Origin of the sequence: Cupriavidus sp. UME77, assembly GCF_014170355.1 — a bacterium.
Lineage (GTDB): Bacteria > Pseudomonadota > Gammaproteobacteria > Burkholderiales > Burkholderiaceae > Cupriavidus > Cupriavidus basilensis.
In genome coordinates this window covers 25485-42097 of the sequence record NZ_LZZU01000031.1, presented here as the reverse complement: position 1 = coordinate 42097, position 16613 = coordinate 25485, and the positions used below count along the sequence as shown (strand labels likewise).

The 16613-nt window shown below is 66.7% G+C and carries 15 protein-coding genes; 10 read left to right on the top strand and 5 right to left on the bottom strand.

Annotated features, from left to right (window positions below; all coding sequences use genetic code 11):
- Positions 1-105: 105 nt before the first annotated feature.
- Positions 106-1044 (top strand): LysR substrate-binding domain-containing protein, encoded by a 939-nt coding sequence (locus A9975_RS11790; protein WP_183032835.1) that lies wholly within the window; start codon positions 106-108, stop codon positions 1042-1044.
- Between the two features lie 108 nt (positions 1045-1152).
- Complete coding sequence (locus tag A9975_RS11785; RefSeq protein ID WP_183032834.1) at positions 1153-2136, top strand: tripartite tricarboxylate transporter substrate binding protein; 984 nt, start codon at positions 1153-1155, stop codon at positions 2134-2136.
- Between the two features lie 127 nt (positions 2137-2263).
- Here the strand turns inward: A9975_RS11785 and A9975_RS11780 are convergent, their stop codons facing one another.
- Both A9975_RS11780 and A9975_RS11775 read right to left on the bottom strand, forming a co-directional pair.
- Positions 2264-2821, bottom strand: coding sequence for a single-stranded DNA-binding protein (locus tag A9975_RS11780; protein ID WP_183032833.1), 558 nt, complete (start codon positions 2819-2821; stop codon positions 2264-2266).
- Positions 2822-3018: 197 nt separating this feature from the next.
- Positions 3019-4275 (bottom strand): MFS transporter, encoded by a 1257-nt coding sequence (locus A9975_RS11775; RefSeq protein WP_183032832.1) that lies wholly within the window; start codon positions 4273-4275, stop codon positions 3019-3021.
- Between the two features lie 351 nt (positions 4276-4626).
- On the opposite strand from A9975_RS11775, the gene uvrA reads away from it, so the two are divergent.
- From uvrA to A9975_RS11760, 3 genes are all read left to right on the top strand, one after another.
- Entirely contained in the window at positions 4627-7491 is a 2865-nt protein-coding gene (gene uvrA, locus A9975_RS11770) for an excinuclease ABC subunit UvrA (protein ID WP_150991795.1), read from the top strand.
- Positions 7492-7496: 5 nt separating this feature from the next.
- Complete coding sequence (locus tag A9975_RS11765; protein ID WP_183032831.1) at positions 7497-7844, top strand: hypothetical protein; 348 nt, start codon at positions 7497-7499, stop codon at positions 7842-7844.
- Between the two features lie 113 nt (positions 7845-7957).
- Positions 7958-8443 carry an adenosine-specific kinase gene (locus A9975_RS11760; RefSeq protein WP_183032830.1) on the top strand — a complete coding sequence of 162 codons (486 nt, stop codon included), beginning with the start codon at positions 7958-7960 and terminating at the stop codon, positions 8441-8443.
- A 28-nt stretch (positions 8444-8471) separates the two neighbouring features.
- On the opposite strand, the gene A9975_RS11755 is transcribed toward A9975_RS11760, so the two are convergent.
- Both A9975_RS11755 and A9975_RS11750 read right to left on the bottom strand, forming a co-directional pair.
- Positions 8472-10157: a Na/Pi cotransporter family protein gene (locus A9975_RS11755; protein WP_183032829.1), complete on the bottom strand. Its 1686-nt coding sequence runs from the start codon at positions 10155-10157 to the stop codon at positions 8472-8474.
- A 188-nt stretch (positions 10158-10345) separates the two neighbouring features.
- The gene (locus A9975_RS11750) at positions 10346-10918 is read right to left on the bottom strand and encodes an adenine phosphoribosyltransferase (protein WP_174425619.1); all 573 of its coding nucleotides are present in this window, start codon (positions 10916-10918) and stop codon (positions 10346-10348) included.
- A gap of 162 nt (positions 10919-11080) precedes the next feature.
- Between A9975_RS11750 and A9975_RS11745 the strand changes: the two genes are divergently transcribed.
- Both A9975_RS11745 and A9975_RS11740 read left to right on the top strand, forming a co-directional pair.
- The gene (locus A9975_RS11745) at positions 11081-11659 is read left to right on the top strand and encodes a DJ-1/PfpI family protein (protein ID WP_006159426.1); all 579 of its coding nucleotides are present in this window, start codon (positions 11081-11083) and stop codon (positions 11657-11659) included.
- A 68-nt stretch (positions 11660-11727) separates the two neighbouring features.
- Positions 11728-12111, top strand: coding sequence for a ribbon-helix-helix domain-containing protein (locus A9975_RS11740; protein WP_043343452.1), 384 nt, complete (start codon positions 11728-11730; stop codon positions 12109-12111).
- Between the two features lie 35 nt (positions 12112-12146).
- Here A9975_RS11740 and A9975_RS11735 read toward each other — a convergent pair whose 3' ends face one another.
- Positions 12147-14126 (bottom strand): monovalent cation:proton antiporter family protein, encoded by a 1980-nt coding sequence (locus A9975_RS11735; protein WP_183032828.1) that lies wholly within the window; start codon positions 14124-14126, stop codon positions 12147-12149.
- 151 nt (positions 14127-14277) lie between these two features.
- On the opposite strand from A9975_RS11735, the gene A9975_RS11730 reads away from it, so the two are divergent.
- Genes A9975_RS11730 through lptA form a run of 3 tightly spaced genes read left to right on the top strand, consistent with a single transcriptional unit; the run spans position 14278 to position 16602 of the window.
- The gene (locus tag A9975_RS11730) at positions 14278-15261 is read left to right on the top strand and encodes an SIS domain-containing protein (protein WP_150991810.1); all 984 of its coding nucleotides are present in this window, start codon (positions 14278-14280) and stop codon (positions 15259-15261) included.
- Between the two features lie 15 nt (positions 15262-15276).
- Complete coding sequence (gene lptC, locus A9975_RS11725) at positions 15277-15903, top strand: LPS export ABC transporter periplasmic protein LptC (protein ID WP_183032850.1); 627 nt, start codon at positions 15277-15279, stop codon at positions 15901-15903.
- Positions 15904-15957: 54 nt separating this feature from the next.
- On the top strand, positions 15958-16602 hold the full coding sequence (lptA, locus tag A9975_RS11720) for a lipopolysaccharide transport periplasmic protein LptA (RefSeq protein ID WP_183032827.1): 645 nt from the start codon (positions 15958-15960) through the stop codon (positions 16600-16602).
- The last annotated feature ends 11 nt before the right edge of the window (positions 16603-16613 follow it).

Below are 16613 nucleotides of genomic sequence, written 5' to 3'. Positions count from 1 at the left end.
CTTGTTCATCTTGGATTGCGCAGCGCTTGCATGCCGTGCAGTTCGCAATGCGCCTCCCCCTACAATACCGCCAGTCGTTGCGGGCAAGGGAATCGGGGAAGGCATATGGAACTTCGGCAGCTGCGCTATTTCGTGCAGGTAGTGGAACTGGGCAGCATGGGGCAAGCGGCCCAGAAGCTGGGCGTCGTCACTTCCGCGCTAAGCCAGCAGATCAGCCGGCTGGAGAGCGAGTTGTCGACCCGCCTCTTGCAAAGGACATCGAGCGGCGTCGTCCCAACCGACGCGGGCCTGGCCTTCTGGCGGCAGGCGCAGCTGGCGATCCGCCACGCCGACGACGCAGTACGCGCCGCGCAGCTTGCGCGCCTCTCCGGCCACGTCAGCGTAGGCATGGCGCCGAGCACCATCGCCGTGCTCGGCCTGCCCTTCATGCTGGCCATGCGCGAGCGCTATCCCGATATCCGGCTGCACCTGGTCGAGAACCTCTCCGGCAACCTGGCGTCGATGATCGGAGCGCGGCAACTCGACCTCGCCGTGCTGTTCCAGATCGAAGGCACCCAGCGCTGGGACGTGACGCCGCTGCTTGACGAGCGCCTGTTCGTCATCGCCCGGGAGGGACTTGCGGGACTACCGGCGGCCGGGCCCGTGCGGATCGAGCAGCTTGGCGAGCTGCCGCTGATCCTGCCAAGCAGCCCGCATGGCTTGCGTGCCCTGCTCAACACCGCGTTTGCGCGCAGCCAGCACCCGCTCAACGTCATTGCCGAGATCGACGGCCTGGCGATGCTGATGGATGCGGTGCGCGCCGGCCTCGGCGCCACCATCCAGCCCGGCGCGGCGGTGGCCCGGCTGATCGGCGAGCCGCTGCGCATGCTGGAAATCGCCGACAGCAATAGCAACAGCACGGTCCATCGGCCCAACCTGCTGGTCAGCCTCTGCGACGATGAACTGTCTCCGGCTGGCCTGGCGGCCCGCACCGTGCTGGCCAGTGTGACCCGCGCGCTGGTCGAGGACGGACGCTGGCCCGGCGCCACTCTTCACAAAGCCTGAAGACCCCTTGCCGGAACAAGACTGGCGCCGGCCTGAGGCGCTACGTACAGTCTTGCCAGCAAAAAAGCGCACCGCGCCAACTACCAGAACGATCCCTCAGGAGACAAGATGAAGCCCACCGCACGCCGCGCCGTGATCGCCAGCATCCTCGGCACCGCCCTCATGTCGGCGGGTGTCGTCGCGTTCGCGGCGGATAGCTGGCCCGCCAAGCCGATCTCGCTGGTCGTCCCGTTTGCCGCTGGCGGCACTACCGACATCATCGGCCGCACCATCGGCCAGAAGCTCGGCGAAGCGTTGCGCCAGCCGGTGGTGATCGACAACCGGCCCGGCGCGGGCGGCACGCTCGGCGCCGCCAACGTGGCAAGGGCGCAAGCGGATGGCTACACCTTCCTGCTCGCCACCATCGCACACACGATGGCGCCCGGCATCTACAAGACGCTCCCCTACGATTTCGCCAAGGACCTCGACCCGATCGGCATGGTCGCGTTGACGCCCAACGTGCTGCTGGTCAACCAAATGATCCCGGCCAGGTCCGTGCCGGAACTGATTGCCTACATCAAGGCGCATCCAGGCAAGATCAACTATGGCTCCGCCGGCACCGGCAGCACCGAGCACCTATCCGGCGAGCTGTTCCGCTCGATGACGGGCACCGACATCGCCCACGTGCCCTACAAGGGCGGCGCCCCGATGATGACGGACCTGATCGCCGGGCAAATCCAGATGGCCATCGAAACCAGCCCCTCCGCCGCGCCCCACGTACGCAGCGGCAAGGTGAAGGCGCTCGCTGTCACCACGGCGAAACGGTCTTCCGCCTACCCCGGCGTCCCGACACTCGACGAGAGCGGCGTCAAAGGATTCGAGGTGACGACGTGGTACGCACTGATGGCGCCGCGTGGCACGCCGCCTGCGATCGAGCAGCGTATGGGCACCGAGCTGGCAAAAGTCCTGCAACTGCCCGAGGTGCAGAAACGCTTCGAGGAGCAAGGCGTGACGGCAGGCGATATGGCGCCGGCACAGTTGGCCGGGTTCATTCGTTCGGAGACCACCAGGTGGACCAAGGTGGCCAAGGACTCGGGGGCGACCGCGGAGTGAAGTGCGGGGGCCTTCGAAAGGCCAAGAAACAAAAAACCCCGGGAATCAACGATTCCCGGGGTTTTTGTTTGCCGGTGCAGGCCGTACCGACAGTCGCGGCCTGGGATGGCGGGGATGCTCAGAATGGTCAGAACGGAATATCGTCGTCCATGTCTTCAAAGCCATTCGACGGAGCCTGCTGCTGGCGACGCGCGCCACCGGCACCTTGCTGGCCACCGGCAGCCTGGCCGCCACCGCTGCGCGCACCGCCGCCGTAACCACCGCCGCCGCCCGACGATTCGCGGCCACCACCGTAGCCACCGCCGCCACCGCCCATGTCGTCGCCACCGCCGCCGCCACCGCCCATGCCCTGGCGCGAGCCCAGCATCTGCATTTGCTCAGCCACGATTTCGGTGCTGTATTTTTCCGCGCCGGACTGGTCGGTCCACTTGCGGGTGCGGATGCGCCCTTCGATATAGACCTGCGAGCCCTTGCGCAGGTACTGGCCGGCGATCTCGGCCAGCTTGCCGAAGAAGGCGATGCGGTGCCACTCGGTGGCTTCCTTCATCTCGCCGCTGGTCTTGTCCTTGTAACGATCGGTGGTCGCCAGGCGGATGTTGCTCACGGCGTCGCCGCTGGGCAGGTAGCGGGTTTCCGGATCCGCGCCCAGGTTGCCGACGAGGATGACTTTGTTGATCGATGCCATGTGAATGTTCTCCCAGGGCCACGCCCTCTGCTGCAAGCGGCGTGGCGATGCCTTGACTGTTGACTGATGCGTAAACGAATAACGCGCCCCCGGCCAAGAAGTCGGGCGCGCGGTCATGCTAGTGCCTAATTACGGCAAAAAGCTATACGAAGTGATGCGGGCAGCCCTTGCGGACCAGTGACCGCGGACTGCCAACTTCAGGCAGCGACGGCCTGGGCACTGCTTTTCCGGGCCGGCGGCGACTTCATGTTCCAGGCGATTATAAGCCAGAGCAGGAGCACCACGGCGCAGCCGATGAAGACCGCGCTGCGGCCTTCGTGCTTGAGCAGCCAGCCACCCACGGCGCCGCCCAGGAACAGGCCCATCGCCTGCGTGGTGTTGTAGACGCCAAGCGCCGCCCCGCGCGCGGCGGCGGCGTAGCGCGACACCAGCGAGGGCTGCATGGCTTCCAGCACGTTGAAGGCCACGAAGAACAGCAGCAACACGCCAACGATGCCCCACAGGCCGTGCACGGCGGCAAACAGCAGCTGCACAGCGGTCATCAGGCCGACCGCGCCGAGCAGCACGGGGCGTACCTTGCCATAGCGCTCGGCGGCCATCATCGGCGCGAGCATCAGCACGAAGGAAACCAGCACCACCGGCAGGTAGACCTTCCAGTGCTGGTCCAGCGGCATGCCGGCATCGCTGAGCATGGCCGGCACCACCATGAACATGGCCACCTGCGACGCGTGCAGTGCCAGCACGCCCACGTTCAGGCGGATCAGGTCTGGGTTGAGCAGCACGCTGCGAAACGGCAGCCGCACGGGATGCGGCGGCGGCGGCGTGGGCACCAGGAACAGGGTCACCAGGATGGCGACCACGCCCAGCACCGACATCAGCGTGAAGATCCCGGGCATGCCGATGCTGTGCAGCAGCGGCGAGGCAATCACCAGCGACAGCGCGAAGGTCAGGCCGATGCTGCCGCCCACCATGGCCATGGCCTTGGTGCGATGTTGCTCGCGGGTCAGGTCGGCGATGCAGGCGGTGATGGCCGCGGAGATCGCGCCCATGCCTTGCAGCGAGCGGCCGATGATGATGCCGGACAAGGTGTCGGAGTGGGCCGCCACCAGCCCACCGGCGACAAACAGCAGCAGGCCCGCCACCATCACCGGCTTGCGGCCGACGCGGTCGGACAGCCAGCCGAGAGGAATGTGCAGGAAAGCTTGCATCAGGCCGTAGATGCCCATGGCCAGGCCCACGCGCTGGGCGTCGTGCCCGTCGGGCAGGCCATGCGCGTACTCGGCGAACACAGGCAGGATCAGGAACAAGCCCAGCATGCGCAGCGCAAAGATACTGGCGAGCGAAATGCTGGCCCGCACTTCCATGCCGGTCATGCGGTCGCGCCCGGCAGCGGGCTGAACCTTGGAATCGTCGGCCTTGGCCGCATCTTGGGAGGAGCTATGGATCGACGACATTGCGATCGTGGGGAATTTCTATGACGGATTGCCGGGTCGTGCACCGCACACGCACCGCATCACCCCAATGCTGACGGGGCGGCGACAACTTCGATCCATGGCCGGAGCGGAAGTTGCGGCGCTTCTGCCACCGTTGCTGCAGGGCGCAGTCTAATGGCCCAAGCAACCCCCGGAAACCGAAGTTCGGTATATTAACAGGTTTGCTCCGCTGCGCTTTCGGCTCCGAATCGGACACCGCGAGCCCCGGCGCGGGCCAGCTGCGGCCCTGCTGGCATGCTTTTTTCTTGAAATTCCGTGAGACCCGGCCTGTCGACCTGACCGGCGGCCCCGCCTGGCGAAGACAATCGGTATATGGAAGAAATTAGAATCCGTGGTGCCCGTACCCACAACCTGAAGAACATCAATCTCGATCTGCCGCGCAACAAGCTGATCGTGATTACCGGGCTGTCCGGATCGGGCAAGTCCTCGCTCGCCTTCGATACCCTGTACGCGGAGGGCCAGCGCCGCTACGTGGAGTCGCTGTCGGCCTACGCGCGCCAGTTCCTGCAGTTGATGGAAAAGCCGGACGTCGACCTGATCGAGGGGCTATCGCCCGCGATCGCCATCGAACAGAAGGCAACCAGCCACAACCCGCGCTCAACCGTGGGCACGGTCACCGAGATCCACGATTACCTGCGGCTGCTGTTCGCGCGGGCCGGCACGCCTTACTGCCCCGACCACAACCTGGCGCTGCAGGCGCAAAGCGTCTCGCAGATGGTCGACGCCGCGCTGGCGCTGCCGGAAGACACCAAGCTGATGATCCTGGCGCCGGTGGTGGCCAACCGCAAGGGTGAACATTCCGACCTGTTCGACACCATGCAGGCGCAGGGCTTCGTGCGCTTTCGCATCCGCTCCGGCGGCGGCACCACGCATGAGGCGCCGGCGGTGGTCTACGAGGTGGACGCGCTGCCCAAGCTGAAAAAGACCGAGAAGCATTCCATCGACGTGGTGGTGGATCGCGTCAAGGTGCGCCCTGACATCAAGCAACGACTGGCGGAATCGTTCGAGACCGCGCTGCGCCTGGCCGACGGCCGCGCCATCGCGCTGGAAATCGACACCAACCAGGAGCACGGGTTCAGCTCCAAGTTTGCCTGCCCGATCTGCTCGTACTCGCTGCAGGAGCTGGAGCCGCGGCTGTTCTCGTTCAACAACCCGATGGGCGCCTGCCCGAGCTGCGACGGCCTGGGCCAGATCACCTTCTTCGATCCCAAGCGGGTGGTGGCCTTCCCTAACCTGTCGCTGGCCTCGGGCGCCATCAAGGGCTGGGACCGCCGCAACCAGTTTTACTTCCAGATGCTGCAAAGCCTGGCGGCCTACTACGACTTCGAGCTCGATACGGCCTTCGAGGACCTGCCGGCCGAGGTGCAGGAAGTCGTGCTGCACGGCTCGGGCGACGTGGAAATCCCGTTCACCTACATGAACGAACGTGGCCGCACCACGGTGCGCGAGCATGCCTTCGAGGGCATCATTCCCAACCTGGAGCGCCGCTACCGCGAGACCGACTCCATCGCGGTGCGCGAGGAGCTCGCCAAGTACCAGAACAACCAGGCCTGCCCCGCCTGCCACGGTACCCGCCTGCGCACCGAGGCGCGCCATGTCAAGCTGGGCGAGAACGACCAGGCGCGCGCCATCTACGAGATCAACGGCTGGCCGCTGCGCGACGCGCTCACCTATTTCCTCACGCTGGACATGCACGGCGCCAAGCGCGAGATCGCCGACAAGATCGTCAAGGAAATCAGCGCGCGCCTGAACTTCCTCAACAACGTGGGGCTGGACTACCTGTCGCTCGAACGCAGCGCCGACACGCTGTCGGGCGGCGAGGCGCAGCGCATCCGGCTGGCGTCGCAGATCGGCTCCGGCCTGACCGGCGTGATGTACGTGCTGGACGAACCGTCCATCGGCCTGCACCAGCGCGACAACGACCGCCTGATCGGCACGCTCAAGCACCTGCGCGACATCGGCAACTCCGTGCTGGTGGTGGAGCACGACGAAGACATGATCCGCGCCTGCGACTACGTGGTCGACATCGGCCCGGGCGCCGGCGTGCACGGCGGCATGATCGTGGCCGAAGGCACGCCGCAGCAGATCGAGCAGTCGGCCAATTCGCTCACCGGGCAATACATGTCCGGCGCGCGCCGCATCGAGGTGCCGAAAGAGCGTGCCGCGCCCGACGAGGAAAAGCTGCTGCGCATCATCAACGCCACCGGCAACAACCTGCGCAACGTCAGCGCCGAGATCCCGGTGGGCCTGCTCACCTGCGTGACCGGCGTGTCCGGCTCGGGCAAGTCGACGCTGATCAACGACACGCTCTACCACGCGGTGGCGCGCCACCTGTATGGCTCCACGGCGGAGCCGGCCGCGCACGACCGCATCGACGGACTGGAGCATTTCGACAAGGTCATCAACGTCGACCAGAGCCCGATCGGCCGCACCCCGCGCTCCAACCCCGCCACCTACACCGGCCTGTTCACGCCGATCCGCGAGCTGTTCGCGGGCGTGCCCTCCGCCAAGGAGCGTGGCTACGATCCGGGCCGCTTCTCGTTCAACGTCAAGGGTGGGCGCTGCGAGGCCTGCCAGGGCGATGGCGTGATCAAGGTCGAGATGCACTTCCTGCCGGACGTGTACGTGCCTTGCGACGTCTGCCACGGCAAGCGCTACAACCGCGAAACGCTGGAGGTGCTCTACAAGGGCAAGAACATCCACGAAGTGCTCGACATGACGGTGGAGCACGCGCACGAGTTCTTCCTGGCGGTGCCTGTCGTGCGGCGCAAGCTCAAGACGCTGCTGGACGTGGGCCTTGGCTACATCCGGCTGGGCCAGTCCGCCACCACGCTCTCGGGCGGCGAGGCGCAGCGCGTCAAGCTGTCGCTGGAGCTGTCCAAGCGCGACACCGGCCGCACGCTCTACATCCTGGACGAGCCCACCACGGGCCTGCACTTCCACGATATCGAACTGCTGCTCAAGGTCATCCACAAGCTGCGCGACCAGGGCAACACGGTGGTCATCATCGAGCACAACCTGGACGTGATCAAGACCGCGGACTGGCTGCTCGACATGGGCCCGGAGGGTGGTGCGGGCGGTGGCCAGGTAATCGCCAAGGGCACGCCGGAAACAGTGGCGGCTAGCCGCGCGAGCTTCACCGGCAAGTACCTGGCGCCGCTGCTCGAGCGCCGCTGACCACGGTGCGCACGCGGTTCGGCCTCATCCTGTGCGCCTGGCAATGCGCGCTGCTGCTCGGCGGCGCCGCCGTTGCCGGCCCGGCCGTGGCGCAGGCCACCGTCACGCCGATCGACCTGGCCGCGCCGGCGGCGCGAGCGCTGGATGAACCTGCAGCGCCAGCGGCATCCGCCCCGCCCGCGCAAGCCGCCCGGGAGGCCAGCGCCGCCAGCGCTGCCCAGGCACCTGCCAAGGCGAGCGGCGCTGTATCCGGCAATCTGGCGCTGACGCTGGGCGGCGCGGCCGTGCTTGTGGCCATCGCCGCGATGCTGCAGCGCGCGCGCCGCAGACGCCGCCCGCCTTCCTCGAAGTAGGCCAGCGCGGCGCCTTGCATTCGACCTTGCCCGGCCTACCATAGACTGCGGAAGGCCGCGCCTCTTGAAGCCCTTTTTCGGGGGCTGGCACAGGCCAATGCAGGAGCACGGCCATGGAACTCACCGTAGTGCCGATCGCCAAGCCCGAGGCGACCAACTTCATTTTCGGGCAATCGCATTTCATCAAGACCGTGGACGACATCCACGAGGCGCTGGCCGGCGCGGTGCCGGGCATTCGCTTTGGACTAGCGTTCTGCGAGGCCTCGGGCAAGCGCCTGGTGCGCTGGTCCGGCACCGACGAGGCGATGATCGACCTGGCATGCCAGAACGCGCTGGCAATCGGCGCCGGCCACTGCTTCCTGCTGTTCCTTGGCGACGGCTTCTACCCGGTCAATGTGCTCGCGACCGTGCGCGCGGTGCCGGAGGTATGCCGGATCTATTGCGCCACGGCAAACCCGACCGAGGTGGTGGTAGCGCAGACCGCGCAGGGGCGCGCGGTGCTTGGCGTGGTGGATGGCGCTTCGCCGCTCGGGCTGGAAACCGAGGCCGACATTGCCGCGCGGCGCAACCTGCTGCGGGAGATCGGCTACAAGCTGTAGCACTCCCTGGCGGCTCCTTAGTGGCTCCTCAGTGCGCCTGCGCGGACGGCACCGCCCTGGCCGGGGGCTCGCCATCGTCTTCCTTCATGCGGCTGCGGTTAAGTACGCCAGCTTCTTCCAGCACCGGGTAGGCGGTGGCGCAGAACAACGAGTTCAGGCGCTTGAGGTCGCTGATCACGTCGAGGTGCAGCGAGCTGGTCTCGATGCTCTCGGCGGTCTGCACGGCGATGCGTTGCAGGTGGGTGCGCGCGTACTGGCGCTCCATCTCGCGGAAGGTCGCCTTCTCCGCCATCAGCTGCTGCGCGCTTTTCAGGTCGCCGGAGAGGAAAACCGACAGCCCGAGCCGCAGGTTGGCCACCACGCGCGCGTGCATCTGCGAGATCTCGTGCATGCCCGCTTCCGAGAAGGCCAGGTTGTGGGCGATCTTCTTTTCGCGCGCGTCCTGCAGGATGCGCTCGATGATGTCGCCGGCATGCTCGAGGTTGATGGTGAGCGAGATGATCTCCGTCCAGCGCCGGCCGTCGCGCTCGTCCAGCGCCTCCAGGCTGATCCGGGTCAGGTAGAGCTTGATCGCGGTGTAGAGATCGTCCACCTCGTCGTCGATGCGGCAGGTGGCGGTGGCGAGCTTGGCATCGTTGGTGCGCAGCACGCGCAGCATGTTGTCCAGCATCTGCTCGATGCGGTCGCCGATGCGCAGCACCTCGCGCGCGGCATTGGACAGCGCCAGCGCCGGCGTGGGCAGCGCGGCGGGATCGAGGTGGCGCGGGGTGACCTGGCTATCGCCGGTGTTGCGCCCGGGCAGCACCGCCTCGCACAGGCGCGCCAGCGGACCGGTGGCGCCCAGCAGCAGCACCGCCAGCGCCACATTGAAGAGCAGGTGGAAATTCACGACCAGCCGCTGTGGATCGGCATCGACCAGCGCCAGCAGGTGTTCGGCCTGCCCGAGCAAAGGCAGCGCGATCACGCAGCCGAGCAGGCGCGACAGCAGGTTGCCCAGCGTGACGCGCTTGCCGGGCTGGTTGTTGCCCGAGGTGGTCAGCAGCGCGGAAATGCCCGAGCCCAGGTTGGCGCCCAGCACCAGCGCCATCGCCACATGCAGAGACACCACCCCGGCCGAGGCCAGCGCCCCGCAGAACAGCACCACCGCCAGGCTGGAATAGCAAAGGATGGTCAGGAAGGCGCCAATCAGCATGTCCAGCGTGGGGTCTCCGGTGAGCGTGCCGAACAAAACCTTGACGCCGGCCGCTTCCACCACGGGGCGGGTGGCGATGGAGATCAGCTCCAGCGCCAGCGTGATCAGCCCCAGGCCGATCAGTACGCGGCCCACGTGGCCAGGCTTGTTGCCCTTCCAGGACAGATGCAGGATCACGCCAACGAAGATCAGAAGCGGCGACAGCCAGGACAGGTCCAGCGAGAACACCTGCACCATGATGGCGGTGCCGACGTTGGCGCCCAGCATGATGGCCAGCGCCGGGGCCACGGCAATCAGGCCCTGGCCGACGAAGGAGCTGACGATGACGGCGGTCGCGTTGCTGCTCTGGACCAGGCCGGTCACGCCGAGGCCGGCGGCAAAGGCCGTGAACCGGTTGGAAATGCTGGACGAGAGCACGTGGCGCAGGTTGGCGCCATACACGCGCAGGATGCCGACCTTGACGATGTTGGTGCCCCACACCAGCAGCGCCACGCCGGAAAGCAAATGAAGTAGTACGCCCATGCTGCGCCCTTATGCCCTTATGTGACCGGTGCCTCCATTGCGGATCGCAAGATTTCGCCCGGCCATCGTATCGTTGTCAATGGGGCATTATGCGCCTGCAGGCATGTGTGGGCAACGCCATGTCCACGCGGTGGAAATGGCCGCAAGCCCAATGCGCAAGCCGCTCAGAGAGCGGCCGTCAATGCAGGTCAATGCCCATCAAAGCGGCAAACCGTGAACAGCGGCAGGCCGCTATCCAGCAGGTGGCGCGAGCCGCCGAGCTCGGGCAGGTCGACGATGGCGGCGCCTTCCACCACGGTGGCGCCCAGCCGCTCGAGCAGCTTGCGGCCAGCCATCATGGTGCCGCCGGTGGCGATCAGGTCGTCCACCAGCAGCACGCGATCACCCGGCTTGCAGGCATCGGCGTGGATCTCCACCGTGGCGCTGCCGTACTCCAGCTCATATTCCTCGGCCACGGTCTCGAACGGCAGCTTGCCCTTCTTGCGGATCGGCACGAAGCCCAGGTTCAGCTCGTACGCCACGATGGCGCCCAGGATAAAGCCGCGTGCGTCGATGCCGGCCACCACGTCGAGCCTGGCGTCCATGTAGCGGTGCACAAAGACGTCGATCAGCACGCGCAGGGACTTGGGATCCTGCAGCAACGGCGTGATGTCGCGGAACATCACGCCGGGCTGGGGCCAGTCCGGCACGGTACGGATGCGCTCGCGCAGGTAGTGGGTAACGTCGCCAAGGGCGGACGACTGGATCGTGGTGTTGGGCATGGGGACTCGTTCGGGCAGCCCGCCAAATCGGCAGGCTGGATGCGGTAATGGGTTACCACCCGGGTTGCCGCAAACGGCAACACAATGGGCAGCGCCTGGGCGGATGGCACGCTTTGCGTGCGTGGCTCCCCCGGGACAACCGTAACCATACAGGAGACAGCGATGGCGAAAAAGATCTTGATGCTGGTCGGCGACTACGCCGAAGACTATGAAACCATGGTGCCTTTCCAGGCACTCCAGATGGTGGGCCACACGGTCCATGCGGTGTGTCCGGACAAAGCGGCCGGCGCCAGCTGCCCCACCGCAATCCATGATTTCGAGGGCGACCAGACCTATAGCGAAAAACGCGGCCACAACTTTGCGCTGAACGCGAGCTTTGCCGATGTGGATCCGGCGGCCTACGACGGGCTGGTCATTCCGGGCGGGCGCGCCCCGGAATACCTGCGCCTGAACGAGCGGGTGCTGGAGATCGTGCGGCACTTTGCCAGCACCAACAAACCGATTGCCGCGGTGTGCCACGGCGCCCAGTTGCTAGCCGCGGCCGGCGTGCTGGAAGGCCGCACCTGCTCGGCCTATCCGGCCTGCGCGCCCGAAGTGCGCCTGGCGGGCGGAAAATATGCCGACATTCCGGTCGACCAGGCTTACACCGATGGCAACCTGGTAAGCGCACCGGCCTGGCCCGCGCACCCGGCATGGCTGGCGCAGTTCCTTGCCGTCCTGGGCACCAGGATCGTACATTAGAGGCTACCGCACGCGGCCCGCGAGCCTGCCCAGGGCTATCGCGGGCCGTTAAGCACGGGAGTTCTTCTATGTGTGAAATCTTCATCCGGGCCACCCCGCAGTCGTACCAGGGCCAGTCCCGCTCGCTCCGGCTGCATGGCGTGGCCACCAGCATCCGGCTGGAAAGCCTGTTCTGGGAAGTGCTCGAAACCCTGGCGCGCCGCGACGGCATGAGCGTGGGCCAGCTCATCACCCGGCTGCACGACGAACTGGTTGCCTACCGGGGCGAGGCCGCAAACTTCACGTCCTTCCTGCGCGTATGCTGCCTGCGCTACCTGATGCTGCAAGGCGAAGGCCGTATTCCCGCCGACCCGCGCATCCCGATTGGCTCGCTCGATGCGCGCTCCGTGCTGGAGGGCCTGCCGCCATCGTGGGCGGAAGAGGCGCACGCCGGCAGCCGCGTGGCGGCATGAACCCGAACTTGCGCCACTGAGCGCATAGCGCGGGCTCAGCCGGCCAGCATGCGCGCCTCGGCCGCTTCCAGCGCCTCTGGCTGGCCGCGCAAGACCACGATATCGCCCGGCTCCAGTACGGTATCGGGCTCCGGATCGAACGCGCGGATGCCACGCCGGCGCACCGCCGTCACCTCCACCCCGATACGGTCCAGCCCGAGCGCGCCCAGGCGCCGCCCCACCGACGTGGCCTCCGGGCCGAGCGAAATGGAGTGCAGGCGCACGGACTCTCGCTCCACCATGTCTTCCTCGTCGTCGCGGCCGTGGAAGTAGCCGCGCAGCAGGCTGTAGCGCGCATCGCGCGCCTCCTGCACCCCGCGCACCACGCGCCGCATGGGCACCCCCAGCAGCACCAGCGCGTGCGAGGCCAGCATCAGGCTGCCCTCGATGCTTTCGGGCACCACCTCGGTGGCGCCCGCCTTTTGCAGGATGTCGAGCTCCGAGTCATCCATGGTGCGCACGATCACGGGCAGCGCCGGCTCCAGCTCCTGCACATGGTGCAGCACCTTGAGGGCCGAGGGCGTGTTGTTGTAAGTGATGATCAAGGCTGCCGCGCGATGCAGGCCCGCCGCGATCAGCGCCTCGCGCCGGCCGGCATCGCCATACACCACCGTGTCGCCCGCGCCGGCGGCTTCACGCACCCGGTCCGGGTCGAGGTCCAGCGCCACGTAGGTGATGCCCTCGCGCTCCAGCATATGCGCCAGGTTCTGGCCGCTGCGGCCAAACCCGCAGATGATGGCGTGCTTCTCGGTCTGCAGGCTCTGCGCCGCGATGCGCGTCATGTTGAGCGACTGCATCAGCCATTCGTTGGCGGTAAAGCGCAGCACGATGGCGTCGCTGTACTGGATCAGGAACGGCGCCGCCAGCATCGACAACAGCATGGAAGCCAGGATGACCTGGATCAGCACCGGGTCGACCAGGTTCAGGCCGTCGATCTGGTTAAGCAGCACGAAGCCGAACTCGCCGGCCTGCGCCAGGCCCAGGCCGGTACGGATCGCCACCCCCTGGCGCGAACCGAACAAGCGGGCCAGGCCGGAGATCAGCACCAGCTTGAAGACAATGGGCACCACCAGCAGCGCCAGCACCAGCCATAAGTGATCGAGCACCACATGGATATTGAGCAGCATGCCGATGGTGACGAAGAACAGCCCCAGCAGCACGTCGCGGAAGGGCTTGATGTCCTCCTCCACCTGATGGCGATAGGGCGTCTCGGAGATCAGCATGCCGGCCATGAAGGCGCCCAGCGCCATCGACAGGCCGAGCCGCTCGGTCAGCGCGGCCATGCCCAGCGTGACCAGCAGCAGGTTGAGCATGAACAGCTCTTGCGAGCGGCGCGCCGCCACGATGTGGAACCAGCGGCTCATGAGACGCTGGCCGACAAAGAAGATCAGGCTCAGGGCCACCACGATCTTCACCGTGGCCAGGCCCAGCGCCATCATCAGGTCGCCCGGATCGCGCGAGAGCGCCGGGATCACGATCAGCAGCGGCACCACGGCCAGGTCCTGGAACAGCAGGATGCTGATGATGTTGCGCCCGTGCTCGCTCTCCAGCTCCAGCCGCTCCGACAGCATCTTGGACACGATGGCGGTGGATGACATGGCCAGCGCGCCGCCCAGCGCCACCGAGGCCTGCCAGGACAGCGGAAACAGCCAGTTGAACGCCCAGCTGGCCGGAATCACGGCCAGGAGCGACAGCACCACCTGCGAGCCGCCCAGGCCGAACACCTGCCGTTTCATCGCCTTGAGCTTGCCCAGGCTAAACTCCAGGCCGATCGAGAACATCAAGAAGACCACGCCGAACTCGGCCAGGTACTTGGTTTGCGCGGTATCGCTGGCCAGGCCGAGCGCGTGCGGCCCGATCAGGATGCCCACGACCAGGTACCCCAGCATCGGCGGCAACTGCAACATGCGAAACGCGACCACGCCAAACACGGCGGCGGCGAGCAGGACAAGGGTAAGGTCCAGCGGAGAGTGCATCGACAGGGTCAGGTACGCCGCGCCGGGCACCGGGCCGGCCCCGGTGCGGGCGGCCCTGCCGGCGGATTACGGCAAGCGCGATGGCCGCCCCGGCTGCCCGATCCCAGGAACAGCCCAAGCGCCATCGCATTCGTTGGTATACTTCGTCGCCATGATAGCTAATTTCAATGCGGATCGAGCACTTAGGCTCGCTCGCGAAACCCTCCAGATCGAAGCCGACGCCGTTGCCGCCCTTGCGGGCCGCCTGGACGACGGATTTGCGCAGGCCGTGCAACTGACGCTCAATTGCAGCGGGCGCGTCGTCGTGTCCGGCATCGGCAAGTCGGGCCACATCGGCCGCAAGGTCGCGGCCACGCTGGCCTCGACCGGCACGCCCGCGTTTTTCGTGCATCCGGCCGAAGCCAGCCACGGCGACCTGGGCATGGTCACGCGCGACGATGTGCTGATCGCCTTTTCCAATTCCGGAGAGACCGCCGAGTTGCTTTCGATCGTCCCGATCGTCAAGCGCATCGGCGCCAAGCTCATCTCCGTGACCGGCAACCCCGCGTCCACGCTGGCCAAGCTGGCCGACGCGCACCTCAATGCCGGCGTGGAAAAAGAAGCCTGCCCGCTCAACCTGGCCCCGACCGCCAGCACCACCGCCGCACTGGCGATGGGCGACGCGCTCGCGGTGGCGGTGCTGGATGCCCGCGGCTTTGGCGAGGAAGACTTTGCCCGTTCGCATCCGGGCGGCGCGCTCGGGCGCAAGCTGCTGACCCACGTGCGCGACGTCATGCGCAGCGGCAACGCGGTGCCCAAGGTACGCGAGAGCACCCCGCTGGCACAGGCCCTGATGGAAATCACCCGCAAAGGCATGGCAATGACCGCGGTGGTGGACCCGGACGACCGCCTGATCGGCGTCTTCACCGATGGCGACCTGCGCCGCCTGCTCGAAACTCCGCGCGACTGGAAGACCGTACCCATCAGCGAGGTCATGCACCGCACACCGCATACCGTCGGACCGGACCAGCTGGCCGTGGAAGCCGTGCAGGTGATGGAGGCGAACCGCATCAACCAGATGCTGGTGGTCGACGCAGAGCGGCGCCTGGTCGGCGCGCTCCACATCCACGACCTGACCCGCGCCAAGGTCATCTGAGGCCAGCCCATGCCTATGCGGGAAATCCTGTCCTCCCTGAGCCGGCTTGCCATGCGAGCCCTGCCCCTGCTGCTGATGGCGCTGGTGGCGGGCAGCACCTTCTGGCTGGTGCAGGTCAACTCCCCGAAAGAAGCGAACACCGGGCCGGTAGGCAAGAAGCATGAGCCGGATTACTACATGATCCGTTTTTCCGCGACCGAGCTTGCCGAGGACGGCAACACCAAGCTGCGCTTCACCGGCGACAAGATGATCCACTTCGAGGACGACCAGACCTACGATGTGACGCGCCCGGCCATGCGTTCCTACGAAATCGACCGTCCGCCCGTCACCGGCCACTCCGATCGCGGCACGATGAACGCGGAAGGCTCGGTCATCGACCTGTTCGGCAATGCCTTCATCGTGCGTGCCCAGGGCCCCGACCCCGCCAAGGATCCGCAGATGACGGCCGCCTCGGAGTACTTCCAGGTGCTGGTGAACGATGACATCGTCAAGACCGACAAGGCTGTCAAGCTGACCCGCGGCCCGTCGGTGATGACCGCCAACGGCCTGGTCTTCAACAATGTCACTCGCGAAGTACAATTGCTGGGTAACGTACGCGGCACCATCATCACGGGACCGCCACCGGCGAGTCCCGCGAAGTAGCCCAGAAGCCGCCCGCGGGCACCAGCCGCCCGCGTCAACCGCCATCACGCCAACATGAATCCATTCCCGACGACTTCGTCCTGTCTGCGCCGCAGCACGGCCGCTTTGCTGACGCTGGCCGCCGTCCTTGGCCTCACGCTGGCCGCGCCCGCCAACGCCGAAAAGGCCGACCGCGAAAAGCCGCTGGTCCTGGAGGCCGACAATGCCAGCTACGATGACGTCAAGCAGGTCTATGTCCTGACCGGCAACGTGGTGCTGACCAAGGGCACCATGGTGCTCAAATCCGACGCGGCCGAAGTCCGTACCGATCCCGAGGGCTACCAGTACGCGATCGCGACCTCCAAGGGCGCAAAGCAAGCCTATATCCGCCAGAAGCGCGACAACGTCGACGAGTACATCGACGGCTGGGGCGACCGCATCGAGTATGACGGCAAGCAGGAGTTGTCCAAGCTGATCGGGCGCGCCCGCATGGCCCGCCTGGCCGGCGCCAAGCTGGTCGACGAGATCCGCGGCGCGGTGATCACCTATGACAGCCGCAACGAGTTCTACACGGCCAGCGGCGGCGCCGAGAACGCGACCGCGGGCAGCCCGTCGGGCCGCGTGCGCGCCGTGCTGTCGCCGCGCCAGGAGCAGCCCGCCAGCGGTGCCGCAGCCAATCCGCTGCCGCTCAAGCCGGCAACCGCCCCCGTCAACCCCTGACCCACGGATTC